The following is a 22,063-nucleotide window of genomic DNA, read 5'->3' on the forward strand; positions in this document are numbered from 1 at the left end:
GACCGCGCACCAGGCCACGGACGAGGGCGTGGGGACCGCGCACCCGGCCACGGACGAGGGTGCAGCCGCTCGGCGGCGCGCTCGGGGAGGCGCGCAGTCCCCCGGAGGTCAGGCCTCCCGCGTGCCCGCGTACATCTCGTCGATGAGCTGCTTGTACTCCCGCTCGACGACGGGCCGCTTCAGCTTCAGGCTCGGGGTGATCTCCCCGTGCTCCACGTCCAGGTCCCGCGGCAGCAGCCGGAACTTCTTGATCGTCTGCCAGCGCTGCAGCCCGCCGTTGAGCTCCCGCACATAGCCGTCGACCATCTCCACGGTCTGCGGTGCCGCGACGATCTCGGCGTACGACCTGCCCTCCAGGCCGTTCTCGTTCTCCTTCGCCCACTGGAGGATCGCGATCTCGTCCAGGGCGATGAGGGCGGTGCAGTAGTTACGGTCGGCGCCGTGCACCAGGATGTTGGAGACGTACGGGCACACGGCCTTGAACTGGCCCTCGACCTCGGCGGGGGCCACGTACTTGCCGCCGGAGGTCTTGATGAGGTCCTTCTTGCGGTCGGTGATGCGCAGATAGCCGTCGGGCGACAGCTCGCCGATGTCGCCGGTGTGGAACCAGCCGTCGGACTCCAGCACCTCGGCGGTCTTCTCGGGCTGCTGGTGGTAGCCGTCCATCACGCCGGGGCCGCGCAGCAGGATCTCGCCGTCCTCAGCGATGCGCACCTCCGTACCGGGCAGCGGCTTGCCGACCGTGCCGGTGCGGTAGGCCTCGCCGGGGTTCACGAAGGAGGCCGCGGAGGTCTCGGTGAGGCCGTAGCCCTCCAGGATGTGGACGCCGGCGCCGGCGAAGAAGTAGCCGATCTCGGGGGAGAGCGCGGAGGCGCCCGAGACACAGGCGCGCAGCCGGCCGCCGAAGGCCGCCCGCAGCTTGGAGTAGACGAGCGCGTCGGCGGCCTTGTGCTTGGCGGCCAGACCGAAGGGCACGGAGGCGGTACCGGTGCGCCGGAAGTTGTCCTGGCCGGCCTTGGCGTACTCGCGGGCGACCTCGGCGGCCCACTGGAAGATCTTGTACTTGGCCCCGCCGCCCTCGCGGGCCTTGGCGGCGACGCCGTTGTAGACCTTCTCGAAGATGCGCGGCACGGCCGCCATGTACGTCGGCTGCACCACCGGAAGGTTGTCGATGATCTTGTCGACGCGGCCGTCTACGGCGGTGACGTGACCGACCTCGATCTGGCCGGAGGTGAGCACCTTGCCGAAGACGTGGGCGAGCGGCAGCCACAGGTACTGCACGTCCTCGCCGCTGATCAGGCCGGTCGCGGCGATGGCCTTCGCCATGTACGACCAGTTGTCGTGCGGCAGGCGCACGCCCTTGGGGCGGCCGGTGGTGCCGGAGGTGTAGATGAGGGTGGCGAGCTGGTCCTTGGTGATCGCGCCGACCCGCTCCTTGATCAGCTCGGGGTGCTGGTCCAGGTAGGCGGCGCCGCGCTGCTCCAGTTCGGGGAGGGTCGTCACCCAGTCGTCCGTCTCGACGCCGGCCGGGTCGATCACCACGACCTTGGTCAGCGCGGGCAGCTCGGCGCGCTTCTCCACCGCCTTGGCGAGCTGGGCCGCGTCCTCGGCGATCAGCACCCGGCTCTCGGAGTCGGCGAGGATGAACGCCGACTCGTCGGCGTTGGTCTGCGGGTAGATCGTCGTGGTGGCGCCGCCCGCGCACATGATGCCGAGGTCGGCGAGGATCCACTCGACGCGGGTCGAGGCGGCGAGCGCCACCCGCTGCTCCGGCTGGACGCCCAGCTCGATGAGCCCGGCCGCGATCGCGAAGACCCGCTGTGCCGCCTGGCCCCAGCTCAACGACTTCCAGTCGTCCGGGCCCTGCCCGGAGGCCGGCGCCACGGGATAGCGGTAGGCCTCGGCGTCCGGTGTGGCCGCCACGCGCTCCAGGAAGAGGGCCGCCACGGACGGCGGACGGTTCTCGATCAGGGTCTGTGTGTCGCTCACGACATCCTCCGGGGCCCGCGACGATGCGGCTGGCTCAAGTGCGGCTGGGTTAACTCACGGTGGGGTTGGCGCTTGTTGTTTAACTCGCGAGTAACTATCGAGCAGGGATCAGAGTAAGCCGCGACCGGCCGCTGCGTAAGGGGCTTCGGCCTGTCACTTTCCACGCTGAGCGACGCTACGCACGCGTAGGGGCCCGCCGCACTTTCGCACGACGAGCCCCTGTTGTACCCGGTTTGCGCGTGCAAGCCGTCGTTACCCGCGGTTACTTCTTGCTCTTGGCCGATCCCGCGCTGTCATCGCTGGACAGGACCGCGATGAAGGCCTCCTGCGGAACCTCCACGGAACCCACCATCTTCATCCGCTTCTTGCCTTCCTTCTGCTTCTCCAGCAGCTTCCGCTTGCGGGAGATGTCACCGCCGTAGCACTTGGCGAGGACGTCCTTGCGGATGGCGCGGATGGTCTCGCGGGCGATCACCCGCGAGCCGATGGCGGCCTGGATCGGCACCTCGAAGGCCTGCCGCGGGATGAGCTCGCGCAGCTTGGCGACGAGCCGCACCCCGTACGCGTACGCGGCGTCCTTGTGGGTGATCGCCGAGAAGGCGTCCACCTTGTCGCCGTGCAGCAGGATGTCGACCTTGACCAGGGAGCTGGTCTGCTCGCCGGTGGGCTCGTAGTCCAGGGAGGCGTAGCCGCGGGTCTTGGACTTCAGCTGGTCGAAGAAGTCGAAGACGATCTCCGCGAGCGGGAGGGTGTAGCGGATCTCGACCCGGTCCTCGGAGAGGTAGTCCATGCCGAGCAGGGTGCCGCGCCGGGTCTGGCACAGCTCCATGATCGAGCCGATGAACTCGGTCGGCGCCAGGATGGTGGCGCGCACGACCGGTTCGTACACCTCGGCGATCTTCCCCTCGGGGAACTCGCTCGGGTTGGTGACGATGTGCTCGCTGCGGTCCTCCATGACCACGCGGTAGACCACGTTGGGCGCGGTGGCGATCAGGTCGAGGCCGAACTCGCGCTCCAGGCGCTCCCGGATCACGTCCAGGTGCAGCAGGCCGAGGAAGCCGACGCGGAAGCCGAAGCCGAGGGCGGCGGAGGTCTCCGGCTCGTAGACCAGCGCGGCGTCGTTGAGCTGCAGCTTGTCCAGGGCCTCACGCAGCTCGGGGTAGTCCGAGCCGTCCAGCGGATACAGACCCGAGAAGACCATGGGCTTCGGGTCCTTGTAGCCGCCGAGCGCCTCGGTGGCGCCCTTGACCTGGCTGGTGACGGTGTCACCGACCTTGGACTGCCGGACGTCCTTCACACCGGTGATGAGGTAACCCACCTCGCCCACGCCGAGACCGTCGGCGGGGAGCATCTCCGGCGAGTTGGTCCCGATCTCCAGCAGCTCGTGGGTCGCGCCGGTCGACATCATCTTGATGCGCTCGCGCTTGTTGAGCTGGCCGTCGATGACACGGACGTAGGTCACGACACCGCGGTAGGAGTCGTAGACCGAGTCGAAGATCATCGCGCGAGCCGGCGCGTCGGCGACCCCGACCGGTGCCGGGATCTCCTTGACGGCCTTGTTCAGCAGCGCGTCGACGCCGAAGCCGGTCTTGGCGGAGACCCTGAGCACGTCCGACGGGTCGCAGCCGACCAGGTTCGCCAGCTCCTCGGCGAACTTCTCCGGCTGCGCGGCCGGCAGGTCGATCTTGTTCAGCACGGGGATGATCGTGAGGTCGTTCTCCATCGCCAGGTAGAGGTTGGCGAGGGTCTGCGCCTCGATGCCCTGGGCGGCGTCGACGAGGAGGATGGTCCCCTCGCAGGCGGCCAGCGACCGCGAGACCTCGTAGGTGAAGTCGACGTGCCCGGGGGTGTCGATCATGTTGAGGATGTGGGTCGTGCCCTGGTCGGGGCCCTCGGTCGGGGCCCAGGGCAGACGCACCGCCTGGGACTTGATCGTGATGCCGCGCTCGCGCTCGATGTCCATCCGGTCGAGGTACTGAGCACGCATCTGCCGCTGCTCGACCACACCGGTCAGCTGGAGCATCCGGTCGGCGAGTGTGGACTTGCCGTGGTCGATGTGCGCGATGATGCAGAAATTGCGGATCAGAGCCGGGGCGGTACGGCTCGGCTCGGGCACATGGTTAGGGGTCGCGGGCACGCAGGGTCCTGTCTCTTGAGGCGCCTTATGCCTCGGGTCGGATCGATACGTAGTCTCCATGGTCCCACGCGGAGGGACCGAGGACCGTTTTGGGCCGCCCGGATGGCCACTGGTACTGTAGATGGCTGTGCCTCATGCCCTCTCAGCACGAGGCACAACAGAAAATTTTTGGATCACCGGTACGGACCCGAGCGGTTCCGCACCAGAACCTGAAAAGGCTCCTTCGTGGCGAACATCAAGTCCCAGATCAAGCGGATCAAGACCAACGAGAAGGCTCGGCTGCGCAACAAGGCCGTCAAGTCCTCCCTGAAGACCGCGATCCGCAAGGCCCGTGAGGCCGCTGCCGCGGGTGACGTCGAGAAGGCCACCGAGCTGCAGCGCGCTGCTGCGCGTGCGCTCGACAAGGCCGTCTCGAAGGGCGTCATCCACAAGAACCAGGCCGCCAACAAGAAGTCGGCGCTTGCTTCCAAGGTCACGTCCCTCAAGGGCTGAACCTCTTTTTGATCTGACCGCCGGAAGGACCCAGAGCGGGCCCTCTCTATCCGCTCCCGTCCGGCACTCCAGAGCCTGTTCGCGGCCTGCGTTCGCCACGCGGGAACGGGCTCGTCAGCTTGGTCCGAAGGCCCCGGCGCCCTCCCTTCCCCAGGGTGGGCGGCGGGGCCTTCGGCATGACAGCCGACGGCCGGGAGGGGCACGACAGCGACAGGCGACAGCCGACAGCCGACAGCCGGGAGGCTCCCGCGTCACGGCCAGAACACGTCGTCCAGGCCGGATGACCGGTACACACTGGTCGATGTCGGTGATCTTGTCCCCGACGATCCGGAAGACGAGACATCCGTCCTCGCGGCAGCGCCTGCCCTCCCCGCGGTAGCGTCTGTTCTCGCGGTAGCGCCGCGCCTGCTCTCACGCTCCGCTGTGATGTGGTGCAGGCCATGGCATGGACCCAACAGCGCCCCAGCGCCTCGGCGACGTACGGCCGATACCCACGGTTATCGCCGCGCGCCCCTGCGGGGCGACTGGATCACCGCGGCAAGGCGCGCCCCTAGGACCGTCCTCTGGAGCGTGCGGCCCGGGCGATCGTCACGACAGCCTTCTCCAGGGCGTACTCGGGGTCGTCGCCGCCGCCCTTCACTCCCGCGTCGGCCTCGGCGACCGCTCTGAGCGCCACCGCGACCCCGTCGGGCGTCCAGCCCCGCATCTGCTGCCGCACCCGGTCGATCTTCCAGGGCGGCATCCCCAGCTCCCGGGCGAGGTCGGCGGGCCGGCCACCGCGCGCCGAGGACAGCTTGCCGATCGCCCGCACGCCCTGCGCGAGCGCGCTGGTGATCAGCACCGGCGCGACACCGGTCGCCAGCGACCATCTGAGCGCTTCCAGCGCCTCTGCCGTACGCCCTTCCACGGCCCGGTCGGCGACCGTGAAGCTGGAGGCCTCCGCCCGCCCGGTGTAGTACCGCCCGACGACGGCCTCGTCGATCGTCCCCTCGACGTCGGCGACGAGCTGCGCCGCCGCCGATGCCAGCTCTCGCAGGTCGCTTCCGATCGCGTCGACCAGGGCCTGGCAGGCCTCGGGCGTGGCCGACCGCCCGAACGAACGGAACTCCCCTCTCGTGAACGCCAGCCGGTCCGCCGGCTTGGTCATCTTCGGGCAGGCCACCTCGCGCGCGCCCGCCTTGCGCGCGGCGTCCAGCAGGCCCTTGCCCTTGGCGCCGCCCGCGTGCAGCAGCACGAGGGTGATCTCCTCGGCAGGGGACCCCAGGTAGGCCTTCACGTCCTTGATCGTGTCCGCGGACAGATCCTGCGCATTGCGTACGACCACGACCTTGCGCTCGGCGAAGAGCGAGGGGCTGGTCAGCTCGGCGAGCGTGCCGGGCTGCAGCTGGTCCGGGGTCAGGTCCCGTACGTCCGTGTCGGCGTCGGCGGCCTTGGCGGCGGCCACCACCTCCTGCACGGCACGGTCGAGCAGGAGGTCCTCCTGGCCCACGGCAAGCGTCACCGGGGCGAGAGGGTCGTCATTCGCAGTCTTCCTGGCCATCGACTACAGCATCCCACGCGGCACTGACAACGAAGCGGCCGCGCACCCTGACCGGTCCCCGACCGCACCCGGAGGGCGCCTCGGGGTCACGGCTCCTCGCGCCAGCCGTCCCACTCCCCCGCGAACGCGTCCAGTTCGGCGGGGTCCAGGCGTTCGCCCTCGTCGTGCAGGACGATCAGCCACTGGGCGTCCTCGGCGTCGTCCTCGCCGGCCAGGGCGTCCCGGACGAGCTGGGGCTCCTCGTCGAGGCCGAACCGCTGCCCGATAGCCTCGGCCGCCTCCTCGGCGGCATCGCGGTCGGGCAGCACCAGCACATGTCTCACATCGCTCACGGCGCCCATTCTCCGGCACCCCGCCGGTGCCGAAGCGCCGGGCCGGCCCATCGGCACGGGCTGCCGCCCTCACGCACCGGCCGCCGTCCCCACGCACCGGGCGCAAGCTCGCGCCCGCACGGACCCTTCGACAACTCCGGTCACTGACACGACGTTCGACGCAGGATGAGCGCACTTCGAACGCGCTTCAGGGCCGTTTCGGGCCCCCTCAGACTCATTTCAGGCCCCCTTCAGGCCCGCGTCAAAGGAACGTGACCCCCTTCGAGGGAATCCGGCACGTGGGCCGGGAGTGAGCCGCGTCAGTCGGCCCGGTCCGGGTTGCGCACGGTCGGCACAGAGCCGAGACCGATCCCGAACCGCTCCCGGTACACCCCCAGCAGCTCCTCGTCGGAGCCCAGTTCCTGTGTCTCCTTCTTCCCGTCCGCGGCCGTCGTGGTCAGCTTCCGCCCGCTCAGCGTGATCCTCCCGCCGTCCTCGGTCACCCGCGAACACACCAGGGACCGGGTGAAGTGCGACTGCGGCGAGGTGCTGTGCCACCAGGCCCCGGCCACGAAGTCCCCGAGCAACCGGGGCCGCCGCTCCAGCCGGTACTGAGGCGCGCCGTCCCGCATGACATCCAGATCCGCAGACCAGGCCGGGGCGACCCTGCCTCCGCCACCGCCGAGCGCCACGGCAGCCTCAGGTCTGGTCTCAGGTCCGGCCTCAGCTCCTGCTCCTGGTTCGGGCTCTGGTCCGGCCGCCGGTCCGGCCTCCAGTCCGGTCCCTGGTCCAGCCTCCAGTCCGGTCTCTGGTCCGGCCTCCGCCACCCGGAACGTTCCGCCGGGGTCCGACTGCTCCCCGCGTTCCGCGAACGCGAGCGGAAAGTGGCTGTGCGCCCCGAACCCGACATCGGCGAGCAAGTCACCGCCGTCGGCCGTCCGCACGCGCAGCGCGAGGTGGTCGTACGGGATCCCGAGCCGCCCCTCGTCACCGTGCACCCGTGCCGCGAGCAGCTCGACCTCGTAGCCGAGGGCGGCGAGCAACGCCCCGAACGCCCCGTTGAGTTCGTAGCAGAAGCCGCCCCGCCGCGCCTCGACCACCTTGTCCAGCAGCCGCTTCTCCTCCAGCACGATCTCCTCGCCGAGGTGGATCGACAGGTTCTCGAAGGGGACGGTCCGCAGATGGCGCAGGTGCAGGTCGCGCAGCGCCCCGACGGTGGGCCGCTGCGGGCGCGCGGCCCCGAGCCGACGGAGATAGGCGTCGATCTGTGCTGAGTTCATTCCCCCAGTCTGTGCCCGGCCCCTGGCCGGGGCGAGGTCCGGCCACGTTCTCGTCCGAGGCCGGTCCGCTCGGCCCGTCGTGTCCTCCCTTGTGCGCGCGGGGCCCGGTCCACTGTGTGCGGGGGGCCTGGTCCGTCGTTGTCTTCGCCCGGTGCTCGGCCTGTCCCCTCTCTGCTGTGCGCCAGGGTCTGGCCCGCCGTACGCGGGAGCCTGGTCCGTCGTTGTCTTCGCCCGGTGCTCGGCCTGCCCCTTTCCTCTGTGCGCCAAGGCCCGGACCGCCTTACGCGGGGGCCTGGTCCGTCGTTGTCTTCGCCCGGTGCTCGGCCTGTCCCCCCTCCTCTGTGCGCCAGGGCCCGGACCGCCCGGTGTTCGGTCGATGCGGCGTGTCCGTCCGGGGTTCCTCAGTCCCGGGCCACCCGTAGCTCTCCTCCCGCCCCTCCGGTCCCGCCCACCGCGAGTGCCCCGTCCCGGTCCGTGCGCAGCACCATCGCGCCGTTCGCCCGCAACGCGGCCACGGTCGCCGGTGCCGGGTGGCCATAGGGGTTGTCGACTCCGCAGGAGATGAGTGCCACCCGTGGAGCCACCAGCCGTATCAACCCGGGGTCCTGATAGGCCGAACCGTGATGGGCCACCTTCAGGACGTCCACGCCGGCCAGCTCGGCCGCCGCCGGTGAGCGCAACAGCTCCTGCTGTGACGGGGGTTCGAGGTCCCCCAGCAACAGCAGCCGCAGCCCGCCGGAACGGACGAGCAGGGCGACACTGGCGTCGTTCGGGCCGTCCGGCTCCGGTGCGGGGGTCTCGCCGGGATGCGGGGCCGGGGGCGGCCACAGCACCTGCCAGGCGAGCGCCCCGACGCGCCGTTCCTCCCCGGCCGCGGCCCGGGTGAGCGGGATGTGCCGTGCGGCCGCCTCCTTCCTCACGAACTCTGCCTGGTCCGCGGGCTCTTCGAAATCCGTGGTCTCGATCGCGGCCACCGAGCGGCCCCGCAGGACACCGGGCAGTCCCGCGACATGGTCGGCATGGAAGTGGGTCAGTACGACCAGGGGGATGCGGGTGATGCCCAGCGCCCGCAGGCAGTGGTCCACCAGTGCGGGATCGGGTCCCGCGTCCACGACCACCCCCGCACCCTCGCCCGCGGCCAGCACCGTCGCGTCGCCCTGTCCGACGTCGCACATCGCGAACCGCCAGCCCGGCGGCGGCCACCCCGTGATGACCCGGGTGAGCGGCACCGGCCGCACCACCACCAGCAGGAGCAGCACGCCGAGGACAGCGCACCACCAGGGGTGGCGCAGCAGCCGCCGTCCGGCCAGGACCACGGCCACGGTGACCGCAGCGAGCAGTGCCGCCCCCGCCCAGCTCCCCGGCCAGTCCACGCCCGCGCCGGGGAGCGCCGCTCCGGTCCGGGCGACCTGGGCGACCCACCCGGCGGGCCAACTGGCCCCCCAGGCCAGCACCCTGGCCACGGGCATCGCCACGGGCGCCGTCGCCAGCGCCGCGAACCCCAGCACCGTCGCCGGGGCGAGGGCCGCCTCGGCCAGCAGATTGCAGGGCACCGCCACCAGGCTCACCCGGGCCGACAGCACCGCCACGACCGGCGCGCACACGGCCTGCGCGGCGGCGGCAGCGGCCAGCGCCTCGGCGCACCGGGCCGGCACCCGGCGACGCCGCAGTGCCTCGCTCCAGCGGGGCGCCAGGACGAGCAGCGCGCCGGTCGCCAGCACCGAGAGCAGGAAGCCGTAACTGCGCGCCAGCCACGGGTCGTACAGGACCAGCAGGAGGACGGCCGCGGCCAGGGCCGGGACCAGGGATCTGCGGCGCCCTGTCGCCAGCGCGAGCAGGGCGACCGTGCCGCAGGCCGCGGCACGCAGCACGCTGGGATCGGGCCGGCACACGATCACGAAACCGAGCGTGAGCGCTCCCGCGAGCAGCGCGGTCGCCCGCAGGGAGAGCCCCAGGCGCGGGGCGAGCCCGCGGCGCTCGGTGCGCTGGGCCAGGCCGGGCGGCCCGATGAGCAGGGCGAGCAGGATCGTGAGGTTGCTGCCGGAGACGGCGAGCGTGTGTGCCAGGTCCGTCGCCTTGAAGGCTTCGTCCAGTTCGGGTGTGATCCGCGAGGTGTCGCCGACGACCAGCCCGGGAAGCAGCGCACGGGCGTCCCCCGGCAGATGGTCGGTCGCCTCCCGCAGCCCGGCCCTGAGCCGGCCCGCCAGCCGCTGCGGCCCGCTCGGCCCCGCGATGATCTCCGGCACCGGCTTGCTCCGCACACGCAGCACGGCCGCGGTCCGGTCGCCGCCGGTCAGGGCGGGCGCCAGCCGGGCGTACACCCGCAGCCGCGTCGACGGCAGCAGCCCCAGCCACACCGGACGCGCACCACGCACGCCCGGCACTGCGCGCACGGCCCTCCCACCACGCACGCCCCACGCTGCGTACCCGTTCCTCCCATCACGCACACTCCACGCTGCGTGCACACCCCACCCATCACGCACGCCCCGCACCGTGGGCGCGTCCGCCGGAGCCGTGGCCCGCGGCTCAACCGGGGCCGCGCGCCCGGGAGAAGGCGTTCGCGGGGCCGGAACATCGGCGTCGACGACCACGAGCACCGGGCTCCGCGTACGCACGCCCGTCCCATCGTCCTTCTCCACGCGGCGGACCTCGGCCCGGGCCAGCACCGCGATCGGCGCCGCGTGGTCCCCTCGTACCCGGGACCGGCTCAGCCAGGGGTCCCCGGTCAGCTCGACCTCGGCGGTCACCGTGGCGAACCGGCGCGCCAGCTCGGGAACCGGCCCGCGCCGTACGTCCTCCCCGTGCAACCCGGCCGAGGCGGCGGCCGCGGCGACACAGAGCAGCACGGCGGCGATCGAGGCGCAGAACCGGTCGGGCCGGGCCCTCGGCCTGGGCCGCCCCGGCCGCCACGCCGCCAGCGCGGCGACTCCCGCGACCAGGCAGACCACCGCGATGCCGGCGCTCCAGCCCGGCGCGGCGTCCACGGCCAGCGCCGCCGTCCCCCAGGCCGCGAGCGCGGGCGCCACCAGACGCAGGTCGGCCGGGGCCGGTGGCCTCTCGTCGGCGGGGCAGGGCCCGGCGGCACCGGCCGCCGCGCGCCCCGGCGGTGCCTCCTCCGGTGCGCTGTTCATGGGCGCACCAGACTGCGCAGGTCGGAGAAGCGGCGGTCACCGATGCCGTTGACCTGGCGCAGCTCGTCGACCGAGCGGAAACCACCGTGCCGGGTGCGGTAGTCGATGATGTGCTGGGCCAGGACGGGGCCGACTCCGGGCAGGGTGTCGAGCTGGTCCGCGGTCGCCGTGCTGAGGAAGACCGGGGCCGCGGGTCCCGTGCCGCCCGCCGGGGCGGAGCCCGCCCCGCTCCCGGGCCCGGGCGGAGCGGCCGCCGACCCCGGGGATCCGCCGACCAGGACCTGCTCGCCGTCCACCAGAAAGCGGGCCCGGTTCAGCCCGTCGGTGCTCACGCCCGGCCGTACCCCGCCCGCCGCGCGCAGCGCGTCGGCCACGCGTGAACCGGCCGGCAACCGCCGGATCCCCGGCTTGCGGACCTTGCCACTGACGTCCACGACGATCTCGCCGCCCGTACTCGCGTCTGCGCTCACGGCGGCGCGGGACTTGGCGTCGTCGTCCTTCTTCGCGTACGGCGCCTGAGCGCGGACCACTTGGGGTGCGCTCACGGTCTGGGTCCGGCCGGCCCAGAAGTGCTGGGCGGCGAAGACGGCGGCTGCCACGAGCACCACGGAGAGTGCGACCACTCCCCGCCGCTCCATTCCGCACCGGGCCTGCAGCCACACCGGCAACCGCTCGCGCAGGGCCAGCCGGGCCCGCTCTCGCAGGTCCGGTGCGAGAGGGTCCGCCGGCTCCGAGCGGCCCGCTGGAGCTGTCCGTTGCGTCTCCGGGTACCTGGCCTCCGCGCCGGGCTCAGTGAACAGCGCCCGCGGCCCGTCCAGCCCGTCCAGCCCGTCCGGCCCGTCCGGCCCCGGCGGCGCCGTAGCCGACGCAACCGACGCAACCGATCCAGTCGCCGTAGCCGCCGTAGTCGCCGCAATCGCCGTACTCAGCAAGGGAGCTGCCCCCGCCACCGTTTCCGTAGGCGCTCCGGGCGCCGATCCCGCCGCCGTCGCCATGCGTAACCCGGGCGCCAGTCCCGTCACCGTCGTCGTACGCGCGGGAGCGTGCCCCTGTGGCGGAGCGTTTGCCGACTCGCGCCATTGCACGGCCCGTTCGCCGAAGAGGAGTTCAGCGCGGCGGCGCAGTTCCTCCGCCGGGGCGGGCGGGCGGCGGGCGCGGCCGCGGTCGACGGGGCGTCGGCGGACGCGGCTGTCGGAAGCGGGGCCGCGGCCCGGGCCGCTGGTCGGGGTGGCTGTGCGGGAACGTGATCGAAGTGCCATGCGACGAGGATCTGACATCTCGCCACTTCGCGATGATCTTGGTCAATTTCCGGGGATCACCGGCCAGTTGTGGAAAACTCCACCACTCACACGAGTGACGGCGGCCCCGAGGAGCCGGGTGTCAGCGCGGTGAGACGACCGCTCCCAGCAGCCCGGGTCCGGTGTGTGCCCCGATCACCGCACCGACCTCGCTCACGTGCAGGTCGGCCAGTCCGGGCACCCGTGCCCGCAGCCGTTCGGCGAGGGCGGAGGCCCTGTCGGGGGCGGCCAAGTGGTGCACGGCGATGTCGACCTCGGCCCCGCCCGCCCGGTCGACGGCGATCTCCTCGAGGCGGGCGATCGCCTTGGACGCCGTACGGACCTTTTCGAGGAGCTCGATACGGCCGCCCTCGAGCTGGAGCAGCGGCTTGACGGCCAGCGCGGAACCGAGCAGGGCCTGTGCGGCGCCGATGCGGCCACCGCGGCGCAGATAGTCGAGCGTGTCGACGTAGAAGTGGGCGGAGGTACCCGCGGCCCGCTTCTCGGCGGCCGTCACGGCTTCGTCCACCGTCCCGCCGGCCTCCGCCGCCTCGGCGGCGGCGAGCGCGCAGAAGCCCAGGGCCATCGCGACCATCCCGGTGTCCACCACCCGCACCGGCACCGGTGCCTCGCGCGCCGCCAGGACCGCCGCGTCGTAGGTGCCGGACAGCTCTGCGGACAGGTGCAGGGAGACGATGCCGCTCGCGCCGGACTCGGCGACCCTGCGGTAGGTGTCCGCGAACACCTGGGGGCTGGGGCGGGAGGTGGTGACCGGCCGCCGCTTCTGCAGTGCCTGGGCCAGGGAACGGGTCGAGATCTCGGTACCCTCTTCGAGCGCCTGGTCGCCGAGGACCACGGTCAGGGGTACCGCTGTGATGCCATGACGCTCCATCGTCCGCGGCGGCAGGTAGGCCGTTGAATCGGTGACGATCGCGACATGGCGGGACATGAGCTGGAGGTTACCTGCCGTAGTGCACGTGCGGCAGCCCGGCCCCTGCCGTCCGGGACGGGAGCGGACCGGTCATGTGGTGCTCTCGGGGCGCGGCCTCTTCTGCCAGAGGTAGGGATGGCTCCGCGTGGGCGGGGTGATCTCGGGGGTGGCCGGCTCGTCGGCCGGGCGGGACCCGGGGGCCGGGGGCCAGGTCTGCTGCTGCGCGGCCGGGGCGTCGGCGGCGGCCGGGGCGTCCGGCCAGGGGGCGGACTCCGGTCCGGGTTCGGCCTGTGTCCAGTGCCGCAGGGCCCCCGCCTCGACGTCTATCTGGGCGCTGAGCATGTCCAGGTCGTCGTCGGCGAAGCGGCGGGCCCGGTCGCGGGCCGCCCAGCGCAGCGAGTCCGCGGACTTGGTGATGCGCTCGGTGCGCCGGCGCAGCTCGGGCAGCCGCGCGGCGAGCGTGGAGCGGTCCGGCTCGGCCTCCAGGCGTTTGAGCTCGGCGTCCAGTTCGTGCCCGTGTGCGCTGAGCCGCTGGAAGAGACCGAGGGACTCCCTCAGCGACTCGTCCTGCGCCGTGCCCGCGTACAGCGCGTCCTGGGTGGCGCGCATCGAGGTGCGCAGGGTCAGGCGCAGCTGGGCGACCTCACCGGCCGGGCCGGGCTGGGCGAAGGACTTGGCGCGCAGGGTGTGATCCTCGACCGAGCGACGGGCCTGCGCGATCGTACGGTCCACGCCGCGCTTGGCGGCTCCGACCGCCTTGACCGTGATGTATGCGCCGAGGCCGATGAAGATCAGGAAGAGCAGGGCGAACACGGTGATCACAGTTCCCATGGCGCTCCTCCTCCGGCTGACGCGACAGTGCCCGCCGCGCTCTCCACAGTAAACGCAGCGGGCAGGCCCGGAGTTCCAGAAAAACCCCGAACCTGCCCGTAGGGGACTACCCCGACGCCCGGTGCGCCCGGTGCATCCCGTGCGCCCGGTGCCCCGAAGCGTTGCCTTGCTTACGCCGGAACGATGTTCACCAGCTTCGGCGCCCGCACGATCACCTTGCGGATGCCCGCGCCGTCCAGCGCCGCGACGACCTTCTCGTCGGACAGTGCCACCTTCTCCAGCTCCTCCTCGGAGATGGCCGGCGACACCTCCAGCCGGGCCTTGACCTTGCCCTTGATCTGCACGACGCAGGTCACGGTCTCGTCCACCACGTACTGCGGGTCGGCGACCGGGAAGTCCTGGTGGACGACCGTGTCGGTGCGGCCCAGCCTGCGCCACAGCTCCTCGGCGATGTGCGGGGCCAGCGGGGCGACCATCAGCACCAGCGGCTCGGCGACCGAGCGCGGCAGCGCGCCGCCGGCCTTCGTCAGGTGGTTGTTCAGCTCGGTGACCTTGGCGATCGCGGTGTTGAAGCGCAGGCCCTCCAGGTCCTGGCGCACTCCGTCGATCGCCTTGTGCAGGGCACGCAGCGTCTCCTCGTCGGGCTCGGCGTCGGTGACGGTGACCTCGCCGCTGTCCTCGTCGACGATATTGCGCCACAGCCGCTGCAGCAGCCGGAACTGGCCGACCACGGCGCGGGTGTCCCAGGGCCGGGAGACGTCCAGCGGGCCCATCGCCATCTCGTACAGGCGCAGCGTGTCGGCACCGTACTCGGCGGCGATCTCGTCCGGGGTGACCGCGTTCTTCAGGGACTTGCCCATCTTGCCCAGCAGACGGGTGACCTTCTCGCCCTGGTAGTAGTAGGCGCCGTCGCGCTCCTCCACCTCGGCGGCCGGCACCGCGATGCCGCGGCCGTCGCGGTAGACGTAGGCCTGGATCATGCCCTGGTTGAACAGCTTGTGGAACGGCTCCACGGAGGAGACGTGCCCCAGGTCGTACAGGACCTTGGACCAGAAGCGCGCGTACAGCAGGTGCAGCACCGCGTGCTCGGCACCGCCGACGTACAGGTCGACGCCGCCGTGCGGCAGGCCCTCGCGCGGGCCCATCCAGTACTGCTCGATCTCGGGGTCGACCAGCTTCTCGCTGTTGTGCGGGTCCAGGTAGCGCAGCTCGTACCAGCAGGAACCGGCCCAGTTGGGCATGGTGTTGGTCTCGCGGCGGTACTTCTTCGGCCCGTCGCCCAGGTCCAGGGTGACGTTGACCCATTCCTCGTTGCGCGACAGCGGGGTCTCGGGCTGGGTGTCCGCGTCGTCCGGGTCGAAGGTGCGGGGGCTGTAGTCCTCGACCTCCGGCAGCTCCAGCGGCAGCATCGACTCGGGCAGCGCGTGGGCGACGCCGTCCTCGTCGTAGACGATCGGGAAGGGCTCGCCCCAGTAGCGCTGGCGGCTGAACAGCCAGTCGCGCAGGCGGAAGTTGACGGTGCCCTCGCCGATGCCCTTGCTCTGCAGCCACTCGGTGATGCGGGCCTTGGCCTCGGTGACGCCCAGGCCGTCCAGGGAGATGCCGTCGTTGGACGAGTTGATGATCTTCGCGTCGTACGACGCGAAGGCGTCCTGCCACGTGGCCGTGTCGGTGCCCCGGCCGTCGGTCGGCTCGACGATGCAGTGGATCGGCAGCTCGAAGGCGCGGGCGAACTCGAAGTCGCGCTGGTCGCCCGCCGGGACGGCCATGATCGCGCCGGTGCCGTAGCCCATCAGGACGTAGTCGGCGATGAAGACCGGGACCTTCTCGCCGTTGACCGGGTTGGTGGCGTACGCGCCGATGAAGACGCCGGTCTTGTCCTTGGCCTCGGCCTGGCGCTCCACGTCCGACTTGGAGGCGGCCTGCGCGCGGTAGGCGGCGACCGCGGCGGACGGGGTGGCGTGGCCGCCGGTCCACACCTCGTGGGTGCCCTCCGGCCAGGCGGCCGGGGTGAACTTCTCGACCAGCGGGTGCTCGGGGGCCAGCACCATGTAGGTCGCGCCGAACAGCGTGTCCGGGCGCGTGGTGAAGACCGTGATGCGCTCGCCGTCGATCGGGAAGTCGACGCGGGCGCCCTCGCTGCGGCCGATCCAGTTGCGCTGCTGCAGCTTGATGGCCTCGGGCCAGTCCAGCCCCTCCAGGTCCTCCAGCAGCCGGTCCGCGTAGGCGGTGATGCGCATGTTCCACTGGCGCAGCTTGGCCTTGAAGACCGGGTAGTTGCCGCGCTCGGAACGGCCGTCGGCGGTGACCTCCTCGTTGGCCAGCACGGTGCCCAGGCCGGGGCACCAGTTGACCGGCGCGTCGGAGGCGTAGGCCAGGCGGTACTCGCCCAGCACCTCGGCGCGCTCGGCGCCGCTCAGCTCGCTCCACGCGCGCGTGGAGCCCGGGACCGGACGCTCACCGGACTCGAACAGGGCGATCAGCTCGGAGATCGGGCGGGCCTTGCGGGCCTGGTCGTCGTACCAGGAATTGAAGATCTGCAGGAAGATCCACTGGGTCCACTTGTAGTAGTCCGGGTCGATCGTGGCGAACGACCGGCGCTTGTCGTGGCCCAGGCCCAGCCGGCGCAGCTGGGACTTCATGTTCTCGATGTTGGCCTCGGTGGACACGCGCGGGTGCGTGCCGGTCTGCACCGCGTACTGCTCGGCGGGCAGGCCGAAGGCGTCGAAGCCCAGGGTGTGCAGGACGTTGTGGCCGGTCATGCGCTGGAACCGGGCGTAGACGTCGGTGGCGATATAGCCCAGCGGGTGGCCGACGTGCAGGCCCGCACCCGAGGGGTACGGGAACATGTCCATGATGAACTTCTTGGGCTTCGCGACCAGCTCCGGGTCGCCGGCCAGGTCACCCTTGGGGTTCGGCGCCGCGTAGGTGCCGTCGGCGTCCCAGAAGTCCTGCCAGCGTGCCTCGATCTCGGCAGCCATGGCGGCCGTGTAGCGGTGCGGCGCTGCCACCTCGGTGGTGGCAGCGGGGTTCGTCTCGCTCATGATCCTCAAAGCTCCATCGATCGTCTCTGCCTGCGGAAATGAAAAAGCCCCTCGCACAGGAGGGGACGCCGCGCCGATGCCGGCCACCCGGCCGTAGCCGGTGGTCGGTACTGATCAGCGCGGCCCGCTAAGCAGAAGGCGTACGGCACGCATAGCGGTAGGGTACCGCAGCCCTTGAGCAAGCCGCGACGCGCTTGCGTATGCCTTGTGGACATGCCACGAACCCGACCAGAACTGAACGAAGGTCAAGGATTACTTCGCGTAACACCCACTAAGGGACATGGACTCGGTCACATTGTCCTTTGATAACAACGCAATAACTCAAACCTCGTACTGATCGGTATGGCTCCACTTAGAGTGCGGCAGCGGGACCGCTTTCCCGAAACTGCTCGGAGTTGCCCCCATGAACCCTCGTCGTAGTAACAGCTCGCTCCCCAAACCCGGCCGGTCGGCCTATGGGGTGGCGTCCGCCGTCGTCCTGCTGCTCATACCCGTGGCCGTGCTGGTCGGAGGCAGCCAGTTCCGCGAGTTCCTGAACTTCGGTGCGGGCGTCCTGTGCCTCGTCTCGCTCAGCTGCTCGGTGATCTGGGGCCTGTTCGCCCAGGACCGGATCTTCCTGAACACGCGCCAGCGGATCGTGGGCCAGGCGGTGCACCGGACGACCGCGGTCGCCTCGATCGCGTTCCTGCTGCTGCACATCACCACCAAGATCGCGCTCGACCACACCCAGCTGATCGCCGCGGTCATCCCGTTCTCGCTCGGCATCACCGGGAGCGGCGGCCTGATCGGCCTGGGCTCGCTGGCGGGCCTGCTGATGATCTTCGTGGGCATCACCGGCGCCCTGCGCAGCAACTTCGCCGCTCCGGCGCCCGTCGCCGCGCGCTGGCGGGCCATGCACATGCTGGCCTATCCGGCCTGGTGCGCGGCGCTGATCCACGGGCTCTACGCGGGTCGCCAGGCCAAGCCGATCTTCGTGATCCTCTACAGCCTGTCCCTGCTGGGCGTCATGGGCGCCCTCGCGCTCCGCTCCGCCCCGCGCCCGTTCAAGCGCAAGGTCGCCGACCGGCTCGTCGCCCTCCTGGGCAGCTCGGAGCGGCCGGACCTCGACGACCTGGACGCGAGCCGCTCGCGGGTCGCCGAGTCCGCCCTGCCGGGCTTCGAGGGCCGGCGCGAGCCCGCAGGCCGGGCGGGCGCCCCGTCCGCACCCCTCTACCAGTCGCCCGCCCAGTCGCCCGCCGCCCCGGCCCCGGAGCCCGCGACCGGCTTCGCGGCGGCCTACCGCGCGGTGTCCACTCCGGGCCGTCCCCAGCAGCCGTTCGCGGCCGGCCGGACCGCGCGCATGGACCTGCCGCTCGACCTGCAGGCGACGGAGGCCGTCCCGCGCGTGGACGGCCCCTCCAGCACCTCGGGCAGCTGGCCGATCCCGTCCCCGCCGCCGGTCGGCGAGGCCCCGCCGTCGGCCTACGACCCGCTCCAGGACACCGGATACACCGTCCCCGTCTACGGCAATCCGGGCACCGGCGGATACGGCGGAAGTGACATGTACGACACCGGTGAGACGGGCACCCTCTACGGGACGTACAACTCGGGTGACACGTTCAACAGCGGTCCCGCCACTGAACCATCCCCTGGCACCTCCTTCGATGCGCCCGGTTCGGGCGAACCTTGGAACATGCCTTCCGGAGGCTATAGGTGAACGAGGCCCTGCCCGACGTACCCGAAGTCCGCGTGGTCGGGCTTCCCCAGCTCACGTCGGGTTTCGACCTTGTGGAGCGGCTCGACCTGCCCATGCATCTGAAGGTGCACGGGCCGCTCGACCCGCTGGGCGGCGAACAGCTCGCCCAGCTCGCCGAGGCCATCGGCCTCAAGGGCCGCGGCGGGGCCGGCTTCCCCTTCCACAGGAAGCTGCGCTCGGTCGCCGAGTCCGCGATCAAGCGCGGGGTACGGCCGGTCGTCGTCGTCAACGGCAGTGAGGACGAACCGGCCTGCCGCAAGGACACGGTGCTCATCAACCGTGCCCCGCACCTCATCCTGGACGGCGCCCTGCTGTGCGCCGAGGCCCTCGGCGCCCGCACGCTCGTCATCGGGGTCACCCGGGAGTCCACCCAGCGCTCCATGGAGGCGGCCCTCGCCGAACGGGGCCTGAGCAACAGCCGCAGGTCGGCGCTGCGCGCGTGGGTGCAGCGCAATCCCGTGCGCATGGTCACCGGTGCCGCCGCGTCGCTGATCCGCTCGGTCGACGGGGGTCCGGCGATCCCGCCGGGCCGCAAGATCAGCGCGTCGCAGAGCGGGGTCGGCGGGGCGCCCACACTGCTGTCGAACGCGGAGACGTTCGCCCAGCTGGCCATCGCCGCGCGCATCGGCCCCGAGCGCTACGGCAACACCGGTCTGTACGACGAGCCGGGCACCGTCATGCTGACGGTCTCCGGCGCGGTCGCCCGCCCGATGGTGATCGAGGTCCCCACGGGCGTGCCGCTGCGCTACGTCCTGCAGCTGGCCGGCGCCCCGCCGGTGCCGCAGGGCGTGCTGACCGGCGGTTACCACGGCAAGTGGATCGACGCGGCGACCGTCAACGAGGCGATCGTCTCGCGCAACTCCCTGGACGCCGTCGGCGGTTCGCTGGGCGCGGGCGCGATCCTGCCGATCAGCCAGGAGACGTGCCCGCTGGGCGAGTCGCTGCGGGTCGCCCAGTGGCTGGCCGAGGAGAGCGCGGGCCAGTGCGGCCCCTGCTACCTCGGGCTGCCCGCCGCCGCGCGCGGTCTGGAGGACATCCTCAACGGCGGCGGACCGGCCGCCCTGGAGGCGCTGAAGCAGGTCGCGAAGAACGTGAAGCGGCGCGGGGCGTGCTCGCACCCGGACGGCTCCGCGATGTTCCTGGAGTCGACCATCAAGGCGTTCACCGACGACCTGGCCGCCCATGTCCTCGGAAACGGCTGCGGACGGCCCGTGGAGGGCGTCCTGCCGCTCTTCGAGGGGGGCAAGGCGCCCACGGGCATCCCGGGCGGCGCGGAGCCCGAGGAGACCGGCGCCAGCCGCCAGAAGATCTACGTCGACTGGACGCTGTGCCGGGGCCACGGCCTGTGCGCGGACATCCTCCCGGAGGTCTTCGAACTCGGTGCGGACGGCTTCCCGACCGTGGCGCAGGCCCACGTGCCGCGTTACGCGGAGGCCAAGGCACTGCGCGCGGTGCGCCGCTGTCCGGCGCTGGCGCTGCGCATCGAGGAGGACACGCGCGGGCAGGCGCCGGCGCGCAACCTTCCGGTCCTCTCCCAGGGCCGCGGCCGCCGCGCCCTGGGACGCTGAGCGCACGACGGTGGGTCACCCGAGCCAGGGTGACCCACCGTCGTGTGACGCCCCGGCATCGCGCACCCGGGAACATGACGAAGACCGAGCACCCCGGAACACGCCGAAGGCGGACCATCCGTTCGGATGGTCCGCCTTTGATTTCTGTGGAGCTAAGGAGAATTGAACTCCTGACCTCCTGCATGCCATGCAGGCGCTCTACCAACTGAGCTATAGCCCCTTGTGGTCTTGCGGCGAAGCCGCTTGTCGACCGTGTCGCCCGGTTTCCCCGGCGGCGACGCCAACATTACACGGTCCCCCCGGTGCTTCACCAAATCGGTTTCCGCTCTGCTCCCATACGGGCACTAATGTCGCCTTTCGTGACCGTGATCGCGTTCTCCGGGGCCCGGCGCCGGGTGTCCGTGGCCGTGGGCGCGTGCCTGGTGTCGTTCACGGCGTTCTGGCTGGCGCAGCGGGCCGCGCACGTGTCGATGATCGACCTGATGGTCTACCGGGCCGAGGGGGCCACCGTCCGGGCGGGCGGCGACCTGTACGCCCTGCGGGCGACCGCCGCACACCTGCCCGCCACCTACCCGCCGTTCGCGGCCGTGCTGTTCACCGCGCTGACCCTGCCGGACACGGTGACCCTGCGGCTGCTGGCGACGGCCGGGAACCTCGCCCTCCTGGTGGCGTTCGTACGGCTGTCACTGAAACTCGTCGGCCACGCGCGCGGGGAGACCGTCTGGTGGATCGCGGCGGTGGCCGTGTGGTGCGAGCCGGTGTGGACGACCCTGCGCTACGGCCAGGTCAACCTGCTGCTGGCCGCTCTCGTGCTCTGGGACCTGTCCCGCCGGCCCGGCCGGGGCCACGACCGCTGGGCCGGGGCGGGGCTCGGGCTCGCCGCCGCGGTCAAGCTGACTCCCGCCCTGTTCCCGGTGTTGCTGCTCGCCGCGGGCGTCACGGCCCGGCTGCGGGGCGGCGACGGAGGGCCATGGCTGCGGCACGCGCGCGGGGCGGCCGCCGCGTTCACCGGGGCGACGCTGCTGGCGGCGGCCGTCCTGCCGTACGACTCGTGGCGGTTCTGGACGGACACGGTGTTCCGCGCGGACCGGGCCGGCCACGTGGAGGGCACCGCCAACCAGGCCCTGCGCGGCGCCCTGGCCCGCCTGCTGCACGCGTCGGACCCGGGAACCCTCTGGGCCGCCTCCGCGGCCGTGGTGGCCGCCCTGGGGCTCGCCGTGGCGGTGGCGGCGGAGCTGCGGGGGCGACGGCCCTGGGCGGTGTGCGCCTGCGCGGTCACCGCCCTGCTGGTCAGTCCGGTGTCGTGGACCCACCACTGGGTGTGGTGCGTACCCCTGGTGCTGCTGCTGTGGACACGCGGGCACCGGGCGGCCGCCCTGGCCACGGCGCTGGTCTTCTTCTCGTACGCCCCCTGGTGGGTGCCGCACGGCACCGGGCGGCCCGAACTGCACCAGACGGCCGGCCAGTTGGCCGTGTCGGCCCTCTACGGAGGGGCCGCCGCGCTGTTCCTCGTCCTGGCCTGGACATCGTTGCCGAGGCCCCGGACGCGGTCAGGAGCGGGTCAAGCGGTGACGAAGGAGTAGAACCTTTTGAGTGTGCAGTGCTCTTCGAGCAGGCGGCCGTAGATCGGCTCGCCCTCCAGCTCTCGGTAGGTCTCGATCGGGTCGCCCTTTATGATCAGCGCCCGCGCGCATTCCTCGCACCAGTACTGGTAGTCGGGATTGATCGGCTCCATGTCACGGACGATCGGCGTACCGCTGCCACACCAGTCGCACTTTCGCCTGTGTGCACCCATCG

The 22,063-nt window shown here is 71.7% G+C and carries 15 protein-coding genes and 1 tRNA gene; 4 read left to right on the plus strand and 12 right to left on the minus strand.

The genetic code is table 11. From position 1 onward, the window contains the following. Positions 1-108: 108 nt before the first annotated feature. Positions 109-1,989 carry an AMP-dependent synthetase/ligase gene (locus ACZ7P3_RS08560; protein WP_472079948.1) on the minus strand — a complete coding sequence of 627 codons (1,881 nt, stop codon included), beginning with the start codon at positions 1,987-1,989 and terminating at the stop codon, positions 109-111. A gap of 262 nt (positions 1,990-2,251) precedes the next feature. Then, on the minus strand, positions 2,252-4,126 hold the full coding sequence (lepA, locus tag ACZ7P3_RS08565) for a translation elongation factor 4 (RefSeq protein ID WP_472079949.1): 1,875 nt from the start codon (positions 4,124-4,126) through the stop codon (positions 2,252-2,254). A gap of 225 nt (positions 4,127-4,351) precedes the next feature. Between lepA and rpsT the strand changes: the two genes are divergently transcribed. Continuing rightward, entirely contained in the window at positions 4,352-4,618 is a 267-nt protein-coding gene (gene rpsT / locus ACZ7P3_RS08570) for a 30S ribosomal protein S20 (protein ID WP_067006864.1), read from the plus strand. 550 nt (positions 4,619-5,168) lie between these two features. Here rpsT and holA read toward each other — a convergent pair. The 8 genes from holA to leuS form a co-directional block, all read right to left on the minus strand. Then, the gene (gene holA, locus ACZ7P3_RS08575) at positions 5,169-6,158 is read right to left on the minus strand and encodes a DNA polymerase III subunit delta (protein ID WP_472079950.1); all 990 of its coding nucleotides are present in this window, start codon (positions 6,156-6,158) and stop codon (positions 5,169-5,171) included. A gap of 86 nt (positions 6,159-6,244) precedes the next feature. Then, complete coding sequence (locus tag ACZ7P3_RS08580; protein ID WP_472079951.1) at positions 6,245-6,499, minus strand: hypothetical protein; 255 nt, start codon at positions 6,497-6,499, stop codon at positions 6,245-6,247. A 290-nt stretch (positions 6,500-6,789) separates the two neighbouring features. Continuing rightward, complete coding sequence (locus ACZ7P3_RS08585; protein WP_472079952.1) at positions 6,790-7,749, minus strand: arylamine N-acetyltransferase family protein; 960 nt, start codon at positions 7,747-7,749, stop codon at positions 6,790-6,792. Positions 7,750-8,150: 401 nt separating this feature from the next. Further along, positions 8,151-10,880 (minus strand): ComEC/Rec2 family competence protein, encoded by a 2,730-nt coding sequence (locus ACZ7P3_RS08590; RefSeq protein WP_472079953.1) that lies wholly within the window; start codon positions 10,878-10,880, stop codon positions 8,151-8,153. After that, complete coding sequence (locus ACZ7P3_RS08595; protein ID WP_472079954.1) at positions 10,877-12,139, minus strand: ComEA family DNA-binding protein; 1,263 nt, start codon at positions 12,137-12,139, stop codon at positions 10,877-10,879. Before ACZ7P3_RS08595 ends, ACZ7P3_RS08590 begins: the two co-directional genes overlap by 4 nt. Positions 12,140-12,260: 121 nt before the next feature. Continuing rightward, positions 12,261-13,106 carry a DegV family protein gene (locus ACZ7P3_RS08600; RefSeq protein WP_472079955.1) on the minus strand — a complete coding sequence of 282 codons (846 nt, stop codon included), beginning with the start codon at positions 13,104-13,106 and terminating at the stop codon, positions 12,261-12,263. Positions 13,107-13,178: 72 nt separating this feature from the next. Next, on the minus strand, positions 13,179-13,919 hold the full coding sequence (locus tag ACZ7P3_RS08605; RefSeq protein ID WP_472079956.1) for a hypothetical protein: 741 nt from the start codon (positions 13,917-13,919) through the stop codon (positions 13,179-13,181). Positions 13,920-14,089: 170 nt separating this feature from the next. Continuing rightward, positions 14,090-16,963 carry a leucine--tRNA ligase gene (leuS, locus tag ACZ7P3_RS08610; protein ID WP_472079957.1) on the minus strand — a complete coding sequence of 958 codons (2,874 nt, stop codon included), beginning with the start codon at positions 16,961-16,963 and terminating at the stop codon, positions 14,090-14,092. A 403-nt stretch (positions 16,964-17,366) separates the two neighbouring features. Here leuS and ACZ7P3_RS08615 point away from each other — a divergent pair, with 403 nt between their 5' ends. Together ACZ7P3_RS08615 and ACZ7P3_RS08620 are read left to right on the plus strand one after the other, a co-directional pair. Beyond that, positions 17,367-18,659 carry a cytochrome b/b6 domain-containing protein gene (locus tag ACZ7P3_RS08615; RefSeq protein ID WP_472079958.1) on the plus strand — a complete coding sequence of 431 codons (1,293 nt, stop codon included), beginning with the start codon at positions 17,367-17,369 and terminating at the stop codon, positions 18,657-18,659. Next, positions 18,656-20,266 (plus strand): NADH-ubiquinone oxidoreductase-F iron-sulfur binding region domain-containing protein, encoded by a 1,611-nt coding sequence (locus ACZ7P3_RS08620; protein ID WP_472079959.1) that lies wholly within the window; start codon positions 18,656-18,658, stop codon positions 20,264-20,266. The genes ACZ7P3_RS08615 and ACZ7P3_RS08620 overlap by 4 nt, the downstream gene beginning before the upstream one ends. 147 nt (positions 20,267-20,413) lie before the next feature. On the opposite strand, the gene ACZ7P3_RS08625 is transcribed toward ACZ7P3_RS08620, so the two are convergent. Then, a tRNA-Ala gene (locus ACZ7P3_RS08625) sits at positions 20,414-20,486 on the minus strand. A gap of 139 nt (positions 20,487-20,625) precedes the next feature. Here ACZ7P3_RS08625 and ACZ7P3_RS08630 point away from each other — a divergent pair. Continuing rightward, entirely contained in the window at positions 20,626-21,849 is a 1,224-nt protein-coding gene (locus ACZ7P3_RS08630) for a glycosyltransferase 87 family protein (protein WP_472079960.1), read from the plus strand. Here the strand turns inward: ACZ7P3_RS08630 and ACZ7P3_RS08635 are convergent. After that, positions 21,828-22,061, minus strand: a complete 234-nt coding sequence (locus ACZ7P3_RS08635; RefSeq protein WP_006136074.1) for a hypothetical protein — start codon at positions 22,059-22,061, stop codon at positions 21,828-21,830. The two genes, ACZ7P3_RS08630 and ACZ7P3_RS08635, sit on opposite strands and share 22 nt — an antisense overlap. Between the last annotated feature and the right edge of the window lie 2 nt (positions 22,062-22,063).

This window comes from Streptomyces sp. NPDC107581, from assembly GCF_055657175.1.